The organism is Paenibacillus sp. MMO-177, assembly GCF_037147795.1.
In the GTDB taxonomy this organism is placed as follows: Bacteria; Bacillota; Bacilli; order Paenibacillales; family Paenibacillaceae; genus Pristimantibacillus.
Genome location: NZ_JBBCUR010000004.1, coordinates 129,178 through 142,273, shown reverse-complemented (window position 1 = coordinate 142,273; position 13,096 = coordinate 129,178). Strand labels below are relative to the sequence as shown.

Genomic DNA, 13,096 nt, shown 5'->3' with positions numbered 1-13,096 from the left:
GCGTATATTTGATTGATTTTCACGCTTGAATAAGCTATCATGAAGGTAACAAAGACGGTTTCCGATGTAACTGGCGACGGAAGTGGGTAACCACGGTGGAGCATCGGAACATACGGCCGGTCGCCTGGGCAAAGAGCAGCATGCTAGTCATAGCATGTCATGCTCTTTTTTCGTCTTTTTGAGGATTTTAGGTATAATAAGTCCGTATGATTCGACAACTAGCAGGAGGGTTTTGCGTTGAAAATTGCAATAGGTGCAGATCATGCGGGTTACCGTCTGAAAGATGAAATTGTTCCGTTTCTTTTATCGCTTGGTCATGAAATTGAAGACTTGGGCTGCGACTGCAGCCAGTCGGTGGATTATCCCGATTATGCGCTGCCTGTAGCGGACAGAGTGGCCAGCGGCCAAGCTGACCGCGGCATTCTGATTTGCGGCACGGGTATCGGCATGTCGATCGCGGCGAACAAAGTTCCGGGAATCCGCTGCGCGCTGGTGCATGATATGTTTTCGGCACAAGCAACCCGTGAGCATAACGATACAAACGTGCTTGCGATGGGCGAGCGTATTATCGGCCCTGGCCTTGCGCAGGAAATTGTCCGCATCTGGATGGAAACACCGTTCTCGAACGGCGAGCGCCATGTAGGGCGTGTCCGGAAAGTGAAGGAAATCGAGCAGCAATATACGGTTCATCCTTAGGTCCATGCTTTCGAAGCAAGAATTATCATTAACCGCTTAATTAACAGGCCATTGGTGTAATTAATCCTTAAGCGATTTGTGTGATCATTCTTATCTTTGCAGGAGGTATGTACAATGAACAATCAACAGGAAACCATTGCTATTGCAGCCGATGTGGAGACCATTGTGCGGGAGCTTGTTACGGCAGGAGGATTAAAAGCCGGCCAGCTGCTGGTTATCGGGACCAGCACAAGCGAGGTGCTTGGTCACCGGATCGGGACTTCGGGAACGGTCGAGACAGCCGCTCAGATCTATGCAGGCATTGAAGCGGTCCGGAAGGATATAGGCTTTTATCCGGTTTATCAGTGCTGCGAGCATTTGAACCGGGCGCTTGTCCTCCCCCGTGAGGCGGCGGACAAGTACGGACTGGAAGAGGTTGCGGCCATTCCCGTTCCGAAAGCAGGCGGTTCAATGGCTGCGTATGCATTCCGGCATTTGCCGAACGCCTGCCTGGTTGAGACCGTTCAGGCACATGCCGGATTCGATATCGGCGACACCTTTATCGGCATGCACCTGCGCCGGGTTGCCGTTCCGGTCAGACCGTCCATCCGGTCGATTGGCGCAGCTCATGTCACGATGGCTTTTTCGCGGCCTAAGCTGATTGGCGGCGCACGTGCGGTTTACACTTTGGAAGACAGCGGCCTGGCGTCAGAGCAGACGTCGGGAACATGCGACTAATTATATTTAGGAGGCTTTTCACAATGGAAAACTTACGTAACCAAGATCCTGAAGTATTAAAGGCAATGGGCCTTGAGCTGCAGCGCCAACGCGACAACATCGAGCTGATCGCATCCGAGAACATCGTAAGCGAAGCGGTTCTGGAAGCTATGGGTTCGGTATTGACGAATAAATATGCAGAAGGCTACCCAGGCAAACGCTTCTACGGCGGCTGCGAGCACGTGGACATTGTGGAAGACATCGCACGCGAACGCGCGAAAGAAATCTTTGGCGCCGAGCATGCGAACGTTCAGCCTCACTCCGGCGCGCAAGCAAACATGGCGGTATACCTTGCCGTCCTCAAACCAGGCGACACGGTCCTTGGCATGAACCTTGCTCACGGCGGTCACTTGACGCACGGCAGCCCGGTTAACGCATCCGGTCTTTTGTACAACTTCGTTGCTTACGGCGTAGAAGAAGATACATTTACGATCAACTATGAAGAAGTTCGCAAAGCGGCCTTCAAGCACCGTCCTCGTCTGATCGTTGCCGGCGCGAGCGCATACCCTCGTACCATTGATTTCGAGAAGCTTGGCCAAATCGCTCAAGACGTAGGCGCATTGTTCATGGTGGATATGGCTCATATCGCGGGTCTTGTTGCGGCAGGTTTGCATCCAAACCCAGTACCTCATGCGCATTTCGTCACAACAACTACTCACAAAACGCTCCGCGGTCCTCGCGGCGGCATGATTCTTTGCCGTCAGCCTTGGGCAGCGGCAATCGATAAAGCGGTATTCCCTGGTTCGCAAGGCGGTCCTCTGATGCACATTATCGCAGCAAAAGCGGTAGCATTCGGCGAAGCGCTTCAACCATCCTTCAAAGAATACGCGCAAAAAGTAGTAAACAACGCAAAAGTATTGTCCGAAACGCTGATTGCGGAAGGCATCAACATCGTTTCCGGCGGCACGGACAACCACCTGATGCTGATTGACACGCGCAGCCTGAACATTACGGGCCGCGATGCGGAGCATGTTCTTGACTCGATCGGTATTACGGCGAATAAAAACGCGATTCCATTCGATCCGACAAGCCCGTTTGTAACTAGCGGCATCCGTCTCGGTACGCCGGCTGCTACTTCCCGCGGCATGGACGAGAAAGCCATGAAAACAATCGGCGAAATTATCGCAATGACGCTGAAGAGCCCGAAAGACGAAGCGGTATTGGCTAAAGCAACCGGCATGGTTCGCGACCTGACAGCTCAATTCCCGCTTTACCCGAACATGAAATATTAAAAAATATCGTTGCAAGAGAGGCTGTTCCCAAAGGTCCAATCGACCGTTTGGGGATGGCCTCTTTTTTTATTCTAACAGGCTTAATTTGGATAAGATCTTGTGCCAAAGATATAGTAAATGCGCTATGCAGGTATAGAAGTAATGGAATTGTTCGTTGTTTGTCTGTTTTCTATGATTTGAATCAGGAATCAGTTCAGTGCGATAGCCGTTAAACCTCTGTGTTGTGAATTAAGCTTAAGCGATTGCAGCATGATATATAAGCGGGTTGCACGAAACTGCAGAACTCGTCATATTTCGACAAATTTAGAAATGTAATTTCTGGGGCGTGACAAATGATAATAAATTATGTATATTTGTTAATGGTATATTAATTAACATTACTTTTGTACTAATTTGGCCTGAACATTTGTAAAACAGGGTGATTGAACATATGTTCATTGATAATTATTCAATGTTTCGTATTATTTCTCGCATTGTTTAATTATGTAATGTCAAATTTTTACAACAGAAAGCAAGAGGAGAACATCCAGGGGAGGAAGTAAAATGTCGAAGAAGAAGTATGGCTTTACCATGATTTCCGTACTGCTTGCACTGGCTCTTGTGGCCGTCGGCTGTACACCTAAGCAAGAGTCCGGAAGCAGCGAAGGCTCTGTATTCCGCATGAACCTTGCAACTGAACCGCCGTCCCTTGACCCGGCTCAGGTCCAAGACCAAGTGTCTGCAACTGTAGTAAACGGTTTGTTTGAAGGTCTTACTCGCAAAGACGAGAAGGGCGATGTTGTTCCAGCTGTCGCTAAAGAGTGGAAAATCTCCGATGACGGCAAAACATACACGTTCACGATTCGCGATGACGCGAAATGGAGCAACGGTGATCCAGTGACTGCAGGCGACTTCGAATACGCTTGGAAGCGTGCTCTTGATCCAAACCTGAAACCGGCAGCATCCGCTTATGCTTACCAGCTGTACTACATCAAGAATGCGGAAGCTTACAACACTGGCACTGACGGCAGCGTGAAAGCTGACGATGTTGGTGTTAAAGCGATTGACGATCACACGCTGCAAGTTGAGCTGAACTCGCCAACTCCTTATTTCCTTGGTCTGATGTCCTTCACGGTCTTCTATCCGGTTCACAAATCGGTTAAAGAAAACGAGCAATGGGCTACTGACGTTTCGACTTTGGTATCCAACGGTCCGTTCAAAATCAGCGAATGGAAAAAGAACAACTCCATTACAATCGCTAAGAACGACAACTACTATGCAAAAGACGAAATCAAGCTCTCCAAGGTTGTCTTCTCTGAAGTTAATGACTCGAATACAGAGCTGAGCATGTACCAAACAGGCGAACTGGATTATGCGGGTATGCCTACTGGCTTGATCCCTAACGAACAATTCCCGACGCTGAAGCAAAACAATCCGGATGAGTTCAAAATCCAAGGCAGCGCATCGATCTACTACTACCTGTTCAATACAACGCAAAAGCCTTACGATAACGAAAAAATCCGTCAAGCGCTCTCGATGGCGATCAGCCGTCAAGATATCGTTGACAACGTAACAAAAGGCGGACAAATTCCTGCTTACGGCATCGTTCCTCCGGGCATCAAAGGCGAGAAAGACGACTACCGTACAGAGCATCCGGACTCCGCTTACTTCAAAGAAGACGTTGAACAAGCAAAAGCATTGCTTGCTGAAGGTCTGAAAGAAGAAGGCCTGACTGCAATGCCTACGGTTAAAGTAACTTACAACACCAACGAACTGCACCAAGCGATTGCGGAAGCAATTGCTGAAATGTGGAGCAAAAACCTCGGTATCAAAACCGAAGTTAGCAAGCAAGAATGGGGCGTATTCCTTGACAACCGTAACCACCTGAACTATGACGTGGCACGCGGCGGCTGGGGCGCTGACTACGATGATCCAATGACGTTCATCGACCTGTTCTCGTCGAAATCCGGCAACAACAACACTGGCTTTGCTAACAAACAGTACGACGATTTGATCAAAGAAGCTTACAGCACTGCCGATCAAGCGAAACGTATGGAAGCTATGTCCAAAGCTGAATCGATCGTAGTGGGTACTCGCGCGATTATGCCGATCTACTACTACAGCACGGTTTATATGATTAAGCCTGGTTTCAAAGGCATCTTTATCGACTACAAAGGCGACATTGATTACAACCGCGGATACTACGAAGCGAAGTAATTAAAGCTCGGCACGGATTGAGGGATATATGCGGCCAATGATAGCTGCATATATCCCCTTTCACTTTTAACTTTCGGAAGTTTAAACATTTTAATTCTTGAAAGCCTGCGCTTTCAAAGTAATGAATCATCATGATGGCGCTAAACATGGCTATTCAGGTGATAGTTCATTTTAAAGTCCATGCTTACGATGCAAGAATCATCGCAAATAGCCATGGTAATGGCAATTTGTGTGATCATTCTTTTTAGGAGGTGCCATGACGTTTTGGTCCGCTATGTGCTTCAGAAGCTGTTGTTCATGATCGTATCGATCTTTGTACTGGCCTCGGCCACTTTTTTTCTGATGAAGGCCATTCCAGGCAACCCGTTCCAAAGTGAGAAGAACATACCTCCCGCCATTCAAGAGCGTTTGAATGAAGAATATGGGCTTAATGATCCGCTGGGCGTTCAATATTTGCATTATTTGAACAACCTGGTTCACTTTAATCTCGGGATGTCCATGAAACAACAGTACGTTACTGTAGTTGATATTATTAAGACTGGTTTTATCTACTCGCTTCAAATCGGTGTCTTCGCCATTATTTTGGCGGTTGCGGCCGGCGTGTTGTTCGGTCTGATTGCTGCGCTTAACCACCGCAAGTTTCTTGACGGCTTTACGATTTTGCTGGCAGTACTTGGTGTATCGATACCGAGTTTCGTTGTCGCCCCGTTCTTGCAGTATGTATTTGGCGTCAAATTGCGCTGGTTCGACGTAGCCGGATTGAATGACCCGACGGACTTTATTATGCCGGTCATTGCGCTGTCTTTCCTGCCGGCCGCGTTTATTGCGCGACTTGTTCGCTCCAGCATGCTGGAAGTGCTTAGCGCGGATTATATGAAGACCGCACGCGCCAAAGGCTTATCCGGCCGCGTGATTCTCGTTCGCCACGCTTTGCGTAACGCCATAATGCCGGTTGTCACCTACATCGGTCCAATGACGGCAAATATTATTACCGGTTCCGTAGTTATTGAACAAATATTCGGTATCGGCGGTCTTGGCAAGTTCTTCGTCAACAGTATTACCAACCGTGACTACACGCTTATTATGGGACTCACGCTGTTCTATGCCGTTATTTTGATGCTGGCGCGTTTCCTTACCGATATCGCTTACGGATTCGTAGATCCGCGTATTAAATTGACCAGCAGGAAGGGGGGCTAATCGATGAAGGAACAAGCTGCGCTGCAGCCTAATGATTTTGAAAAACTGAGCCATGACGAGAAGCAGGCGGAGACGGTTGTCCGCGAAAGTATTTCGGCTTGGAAGGACGCCTGGTTTCGTCTGAAATCCAATCGTATGGCAATGATCAGCCTTTGGATATTAGCCCTTATCGTCCTGATGGCGATTTTTGGCCAAGCTATTGCTCATCAATTTACAGGCAATGATTTCTCAACTAATAACCTGAAGGCAACCAACCAAGCGCCATCCGGCGATCACTGGTTCGGTACGGACGGCCTTGGCCGCGATATGTTCGCAAGAACATGGATGGGTGCGGGCATCTCGCTTCAGGTTGGTATTTACGCTGCTATTGTCGATTTGATTGTCGGCGTTATTATGGGCAGCATCATGGGTTACTTCGGCGGTAAAGTCGATGAAATTCTTAACCGCATCTGTGAAATTTTATATTCCATTCCGAGCTTGCTTATTGTTATCCTGCTCATTGTCGTCATGGAACCAAGCATGTTCACCATCATCTTAGCTTTAAGTATTACGGGCTGGATCAACATGGCCTGGATCGTTCGCGGTCAAATTATGCAGCTCAAGAATCAAGAGTATGTTCTTGCTGCGCGTGCACTCGGTGCAAACCCGGTTCGAATTATGTTCAAGCATCTTATCCCGAATGCGATGGGCCCGATTATCGTTACCATCACGATGACGGTTCCGAATGCGATCTTCGCAGAAGCATTCCTCAGCTTCCTTGGTCTTGGCGTTCAATCGCCGGCCGCGTCTCTTGGTACTTTGATTAATGACGCCATCAAGGCGATGACTGTATATCCATGGCGTATGCTTTATCCGGCAATTTTGCTCAGCTTGACCATGCTTTGCTTTAATATTTTCGGTGACGGCTTGCGCGACGCACTTGATCCGAAGATGAAAAAGTAGGAGGTGCAACTATGGAACGTTTGCTCGAAGTGAATGATCTTCGTGTTAATTTCAAAGTTCGCGGCGGTACCGTACAAGCGGTGCGCGGCGTTAACTTTCATATAAATAAAGGCGAAGCCGTGGCGATCGTTGGCGAGTCCGGCTGCGGTAAGTCCGTAACGGCGCAAACGCTGATGCGTCTTATTCCAAGCCCGCCCGCGATGACGAGCGGCTCGATTATGTTCAAAGGACAAGAGATCTTGTCCAAGTCGCCGAAAGAAATGGAAAGCATCCGCGGCAAAGAGATGGGCATGATCTTCCAGGATCCGATGACCTCGCTGAACCCGACGCTGACCATCGGCCGTCAAATTACGGAAGGCCTGATTAAGCATCAGGGCATGAGCTCTTCGGCTGCCCGCGCCCGTGCGGTAGAGATGTTGAATCTCGTAGGCATTCCTAACCCGGCAGCGCGCTTTAACCAATACCCCCACGAGTTCTCCGGCGGTATGCGCCAGCGCGCGATGATCGCGATTGCCCTTGCTTGCAATCCTTCGCTTCTTATTGCGGACGAGCCGACTACGGCGCTCGACGTAACGATTCAGGCGCAGATCCTGCGCGTGATGAAGGATCTTCAAGAGCGTATGGGAACTTCCATTATCCTGATCACGCATGACCTTGGCGTCGTTGCGGATATTTGCGACCGCGTTATCGTTATGTATGCCGGAAAAGTGGTAGAGACCGGCACGAAGTGGGAAATCTTCAAAAATCCGAAGCATCCTTATACAAAAGGCCTGCTTCGCTCGGTGCCTCGTCTGGATCAGAAAAAAGACGAGCCGCTTATTCCGATCTTCGGCACTCCGCCGGATCTGATCAAGCCGCCGGTAGGCTGCAGCTTCTGCGCGCGCTGCGACGAAGCGATGCGCGTCTGCGTCGACAACGATCCGGAGCTTCTGCCGGTTGACGGCAACGAATCGCATAAATCGGCATGCTGGATGGCGCATCCTTACGCGAAGCCTGCGAAACGGGAGGTGTCCGTATGAGCGAGCCTTTAATAAAGGTTAATAATTTGCGCAAGTTCTTTAACTTGGGCGGAGGCAACATTCTGAAGGCGGTCAACGAGATCGACTTCTCGATCGCCAGAGGCGAGACCGTTGGCGTCGTTGGCGAATCCGGCTGCGGCAAATCGACGGCCGGCCGTACCATTCTGCGTCTGTACGAGCCTACAAGCGGCAACGTTACGTTTAACGGCGAGGATATCTATAAGATGAAGGGCGCAAAGCTGAAGCAAATGCGCCGCGATATGCAGATGATCTTCCAGGATCCTTATGCATCGCTGAATCCGCGGATGACCATTACCGACGTTATCGGCGAAGCGCTTGATATTCACGGCCTGGCGGGAAGCCGTGCCGAACGCAAGCGGAAGGTAGAGGATCTGCTCGATCTGGTTGGTCTGAATCCGGACCATGCAACTCGTTATCCGCACGAGTTCTCCGGCGGTCAGCGCCAGCGGATCGGTATCGCCCGCGCTCTTGCGGTGGATCCGAAGTTCATTATTGCGGACGAGCCGATCTCCGCGCTCGACGTGTCGATCCAGGCACAGGTCGTTAACCTGATGCAGGACTTGCAGCGCAAAATGGGCCTGACTTATCTGTTTATTGCCCATGACCTGTCGATGGTTAAGCATATCAGCGACCGCGTTGCGGTTATGTATCTTGGCAAAATCGTTGAGCTGGCGGAAAGCGGCGAGCTGTATAACAGTCCTGCGCATCCGTATACGCGCGCTCTTTTGTCTGCCAATCCGATTCCGGATCCGGAAATTGAAGCAACCCGCGAGCGTATTGTACTCGCCGGCGATTTGCCGAGCCCGATTAATCCGCCTGCAGGCTGCCAGTTCCACACCCGCTGCCCAATGGCAACGGATAAATGCAAAACGGTTGAACCTAAACTTGTCGAAGTGAAAAAGGGGCATTTTGCTTCCTGTCACTACGCATCGGTATAATTTTACAGGACGAAGCAGAGATTACATCTGTTTCGTCCTTTTTTGTAGACAAACCGTCGTTATATAGCCATAAAACTCTGGATGCATCGCAGGGGGCAGAGTGATATAATAAACGGGATTGTGTCCAAGACTATAGGAATAACTTATTCACACAGGAGGAATTACGCTCCATGAGCAAAGTGGTTATATGCGACCATCCATTGATTCAGCATAAGCTGACCTTTATTAGAAACAAAGATACCAATACGAAGGACTTTCGTGAACTGGTTGACGAGGTAGCCACTCTGATGGCTTACGAAATTACAAGAGACGTACCTCTTGATACCATTACGGTGGAGACGCCCGTCGCAACGACGAATGCGAAGGTGGTATCCGGACGCATGCTGGGGCTTATCCCGATTCTGCGTGCGGGACTTGGTATGGTTGAAGGGATGCTGAAGCTGATTCCGGCCGCAAAAGTTGGTCATATCGGACTTGTCCGCGACCACGAAACACTCCAGCCAACGGAATACTACATTAATCTGCCTACGGATGCGGCAAACCGTCAGCTGATTGTTATCGATCCGATGCTGGCTACCGGCGGTTCGGCGATCGCGGCGATCAACTCGCTGAAGAAGCGCGGCTGCGACCAGATCAAGCTGATGTGCCTGATCGCTGCTCCGGAAGGAGTAAAAGCCGTACAGGACGCTCATCCGGAAATCGATATTTATCTTGCCGCACTCGACGATGCTTTGAATGAGAAGGGCTACATCGTGCCGGGTCTGGGCGATGCCGGTGACCGCCTGTTCGGCACGAACTAAGGTGAAAGAATAGAAGCAAGAAGAAAATTTGCTTACGAAGCATGAATGTCACCATTCGCTCTAACGAGCTCATTATGTAACCATTCATTTAAAGCGTATGCTTGCGAAGCATGAATGTCACCATTCGCTCTAACGAGCTCATTATGTAACCATTCATTTTAGGAGTGAGTCGTTTTGTCTAAACTGAAAGTAATGACGATTTTTGGTACCCGTCCGGAAGCCGTAAAGATGGCTCCGCTTGTACTGGAATTGAACAAGCATGCCGATCAGATCGAATCGATCGTCTGCGTCACGGCGCAGCACCGCCAAATGCTCGACCAGGTGCTTGATTTCTTCGAGATTCAGCCGAACTACGACCTGAACGTCATGAAGGACCGCCAGACGCTGACCGAGACTACCGTACGCGTTCTGGAGGGCCTGGATCCCATTCTCGCGGAAGCCAAGCCGGATATCGTGCTTGTGCATGGCGATACGCAGACAACGTTTCTAGCGAGCTATGCGTCCTTCCTGAAGCAAATTCAAGTAGGCCACGTCGAAGCCGGTCTTCGTACGTGGAACAAGCTGTCCCCGTATCCGGAAGAAATGAACCGCCAGCTGGCAGGCGTGCTGTCGGATGTGCATTTTGCTCCTACGGAATGGTCGGCAGGCAACCTGCGCAAGGAGAACAAATCGGAAGCTTCGATTTACGTAACGGGCAATACCGCAACGGATGTCTTCCAATATACGGTTGACCCGTCGTTCTCCCATCCGGTCATCGAGTGGGCGAAGGGCAAGCGCATGATCCTGATGACGGCGCACCGCCGGGAAGCGCTGGGCGAGCCGCACCGCAACATTTTCCGCGCGGTTAAACGGATCGCCGACGAGCATGAAGACGTAGCAATCGTCTACGCCGTGCACCCGAATCCGGCAGTAAGAGAACCGGCTAACGAAATTCTTGGCAATCATCCGCGTATTCAATTAATCGAACCGCTTGATGTTTTCGAATTCCATAATTTTTATCCTCACGCTTATATGATTATGACCGATTCCGGCGGCCTGCAGGAAGAGGCTCCGTCGTTTGGCGTGCCTACCTTGGTGCTCCGGGACACTACGGAACGTCCGGAAGGAATCGAAGCCGGAACGCTTGAGCTGGTCGGTACGGATGAAGAGACGGTATACAGCCGTGCTCGCGCGCTCCTGAACGACGCAGCTTTGTACGAAAAAATGAGCAAATCTGCCAATCCTTACGGCGACGGACAAGCTTCGGCGCGCATTGTTCAGGCGATTTTGCATCATTTTGGAAGAACAAGCGAGCGGCCTGAACCGTTCACACAACGTTCATAGTTTTTTAAGCGGACAGCTGCTAGATAAGCAATGTACAGCATACAGTGGTACTGTACGGTTTGAAGCTCGAAAAATCCTTTATTTATAAGGATTTTCGGGCCGCTGTTCACTAAATGTTTGAATTTAAATGAATTGACAAAAGTTTAACAGCTTCGATAAAATAAATGAGAGTTTTGGAGTGATTCCGCATGGATCCATCCAAAGAACAACCGTCCAAAGAAAATCAGAATAAGTCGGATCATGGCAGTTTCGGAGACGACCCTTGGAGAGCAATGGGATTGGTCGGCACTATTGGGGCCGATCTAGCCGTATGTCTGGGGCTTGGCTACTGGCTTGGTCATAAGGCCGATCTTGCAAACGGTACCGAATACTATTCCATAATCGGACTGGTAGCGGGACTTGCAATAGGCATTATTACGGTTATATTCCTGATTCGGACGTTTGCGGGAGGCAAAGCGAAATAATGGACGATTTGTCGGCCCACTTGAAAGCCGTTACAAGAGTTACTTTCTTATTCATGTCCCTATGCTGTATTGCTTGGGCGGTTCTGCCCGAGTACGAGAGCTGGTGGGGCGGTCTGATGATCGGAGGAGCAGCTAGTCTAGTAAACGCAAGGATACTGGGCTGGAAGGTTACGAAGATCGGAGCGAATGCCGCCGCGCAAGGTACGAAAAGGATGAATATCGGCTTTTTCACCCGGGCGTGCGTCGCGTTGTTGGCAGTTGTGATTGCGACACAAACATACACGTTTCAGCTTTCAGCGACTGTTGCCGGATTATTTGTCGCACAATTGGCAACACTCATACTGGGATTTTTGTCCAGAAGAAAGTTGATGGCGTCGAATCCTACCGATGAAAGGGGTGAAAATAACTAATGGATCATATTTCTCCTATCGTTCATGTAGCTGGAATCGAATTTGATTTGGCCGTAATCGCGATGATTTTGATCACTAGCATCATTGTCTTTGTACTTGCAAGGCTCTCAGTGAGAAACATTTCGGTTACCAATCCGACGAAACTTCAGAACTTCCTGGAGTGGGTTATCGAATTCGTGCAGAACATTATCGGTACGTCTATGGACCTCAAGAAAGGCCGTCCATATCTTATCCTCGGTCTCACCCTGATTATGTATATTTTTGTCGGCGACATGCTTGGTCTGCCGCTGGGTATTGTTACTGAAGTGCATCACGGTGCAACATTCCTTGGAATGGACCTTTTCCTGGACGGAAAAGAAGAAGCGCATATCGCTTGGTGGAAATCGCCGACTGCAGACGTTGCAGTAACTGGCGCTCTGACGCTGATCGTTATCCTGCTGACGCATATCGAGGGTCTTCGTCTCAACACGAAGCATTACCTGAAGCACTATGTCGAACCGCATTGGCTCTTCCTGCCTCTGTCCCTGATCAAAGAAGTATCGAAGCCGTTGTCGCTTGCTTTGCGTCTATACGGCAACATCTTCGCGGGCGAGGTCATGATTGCCGTCATTCTCGGAATGGGTGTTTGGGGTATCCCGGCGCTTGTCGTGTGGCAAGGTTTCAGCGTATTCGTAGGTGCAATTCAAGCATTCGTATTCTGTATGCTTACAATGGTTTACATGTCGCAAGCGATTGTGCATGAAGAGCATGGCGAGCAGCATTAATGGCTTCAAACCGGCGGAATACCGGCGGTCAATATAAAAAAACTATTTTCACGAAAATTGAGGAGGATTTTTCTAATGGGAGCATTGGCATTAGTTGCAGCAGCAATTGTATTCGGTTTGGGCGCACTTGGCGCAGGTATTGGTAACGGTCTGATCGTAGGTCGCACAGTTGAGGGTATTTCCCGTCAACCAGAACTTCGCGGTACTCTTCAAACAACAATGTTTATCGGTGTCGCGCTCGTCGAAGCACTTCCAGTTATCACACTGGTACTCGCGTTCATCTTCTTGGGCAAATCCTAATATCACAAGCATAAACATGGCGGGGAGTGTGGCTTTGC

Annotated in this window: 14 protein-coding genes and 1 riboswitch; all 14 genes read left to right on the top strand. The window is 49.7% G+C overall.

Going from position 1 to position 13,096, the window contains the following annotated elements:
* The first annotated feature begins 56 nt into the window (after positions 1-56).
* A riboswitch (ZMP/ZTP riboswitch) is annotated at positions 57-137 on the top strand.
* A 100-nt stretch (positions 138-237) separates the two neighbouring features.
* The 14 genes from rpiB (at position 238) to atpE (ending at position 13,058) form a co-directional block, all read left to right on the top strand.
* Positions 238-696, top strand: a complete 459-nt coding sequence (gene rpiB, locus WFK81_RS16145) for a ribose 5-phosphate isomerase B (RefSeq protein ID WP_336787433.1) — start codon at positions 238-240, stop codon at positions 694-696.
* 114 nt (positions 697-810) lie between these two features.
* Positions 811-1,413, top strand: coding sequence for a TIGR01440 family protein (locus WFK81_RS16140; protein ID WP_336787432.1), 603 nt, complete (start codon positions 811-813; stop codon positions 1,411-1,413).
* Positions 1,414-1,436: 23 nt separating this feature from the next.
* Positions 1,437-2,684: a serine hydroxymethyltransferase gene (gene glyA, locus WFK81_RS16135; RefSeq protein WP_127497921.1), complete on the top strand. Its 1,248-nt coding sequence runs from the start codon at positions 1,437-1,439 to the stop codon at positions 2,682-2,684.
* Positions 2,685-3,227: 543 nt separating this feature from the next.
* On the top strand, positions 3,228-4,880 hold the full coding sequence (locus tag WFK81_RS16130) for a peptide ABC transporter substrate-binding protein (RefSeq protein ID WP_336787431.1): 1,653 nt from the start codon (positions 3,228-3,230) through the stop codon (positions 4,878-4,880).
* A gap of 264 nt (positions 4,881-5,144) precedes the next feature.
* A complete protein-coding gene (locus tag WFK81_RS16125; RefSeq protein ID WP_336774791.1) occupies positions 5,145-6,077 on the top strand; it encodes an ABC transporter permease in 933 nt (310 codons plus the stop codon).
* Between the two features lie 3 nt (positions 6,078-6,080).
* A complete protein-coding gene (locus WFK81_RS16120; protein ID WP_336787430.1) occupies positions 6,081-7,019 on the top strand; it encodes an ABC transporter permease in 939 nt (312 codons plus the stop codon).
* An 11-nt stretch (positions 7,020-7,030) separates the two neighbouring features.
* Positions 7,031-8,038, top strand: a complete 1,008-nt coding sequence (locus tag WFK81_RS16115; RefSeq protein WP_336787429.1) for an ABC transporter ATP-binding protein — start codon at positions 7,031-7,033, stop codon at positions 8,036-8,038.
* Entirely contained in the window at positions 8,035-8,997 is a 963-nt protein-coding gene (locus tag WFK81_RS16110) for an ABC transporter ATP-binding protein (RefSeq protein ID WP_336787428.1), read from the top strand. The genes WFK81_RS16115 and WFK81_RS16110 overlap by 4 nt, the downstream gene beginning before the upstream one ends.
* 170 nt (positions 8,998-9,167) lie before the next feature.
* A complete protein-coding gene (gene upp, locus WFK81_RS16105; protein WP_336787427.1) occupies positions 9,168-9,797 on the top strand; it encodes a uracil phosphoribosyltransferase in 630 nt (209 codons plus the stop codon).
* 174 nt (positions 9,798-9,971) lie between these two features.
* Entirely contained in the window at positions 9,972-11,120 is a 1,149-nt protein-coding gene (gene wecB / locus WFK81_RS16100; protein ID WP_336787426.1) for a non-hydrolyzing UDP-N-acetylglucosamine 2-epimerase, read from the top strand.
* Between the two features lie 188 nt (positions 11,121-11,308).
* On the top strand, positions 11,309-11,584 hold the full coding sequence (locus tag WFK81_RS16095) for an AtpZ/AtpI family protein (RefSeq protein ID WP_336787425.1): 276 nt from the start codon (positions 11,309-11,311) through the stop codon (positions 11,582-11,584).
* Positions 11,584-11,994: an ATP synthase subunit I gene (locus WFK81_RS16090; protein WP_127497902.1), complete on the top strand. Its 411-nt coding sequence runs from the start codon at positions 11,584-11,586 to the stop codon at positions 11,992-11,994. Before WFK81_RS16095 ends, WFK81_RS16090 begins: the two co-directional genes overlap by 1 nt.
* Positions 11,994-12,758, top strand: coding sequence for a F0F1 ATP synthase subunit A (gene atpB, locus WFK81_RS16085; protein WP_336787424.1), 765 nt, complete (start codon positions 11,994-11,996; stop codon positions 12,756-12,758). The genes WFK81_RS16090 and atpB overlap by 1 nt, the downstream gene beginning before the upstream one ends.
* Before the next feature lie 75 nt (positions 12,759-12,833).
* Entirely contained in the window at positions 12,834-13,058 is a 225-nt protein-coding gene (gene atpE / locus WFK81_RS16080; RefSeq protein ID WP_015847364.1) for a F0F1 ATP synthase subunit C, read from the top strand.
* Positions 13,059-13,096: the final 38 nt, after the last annotated feature.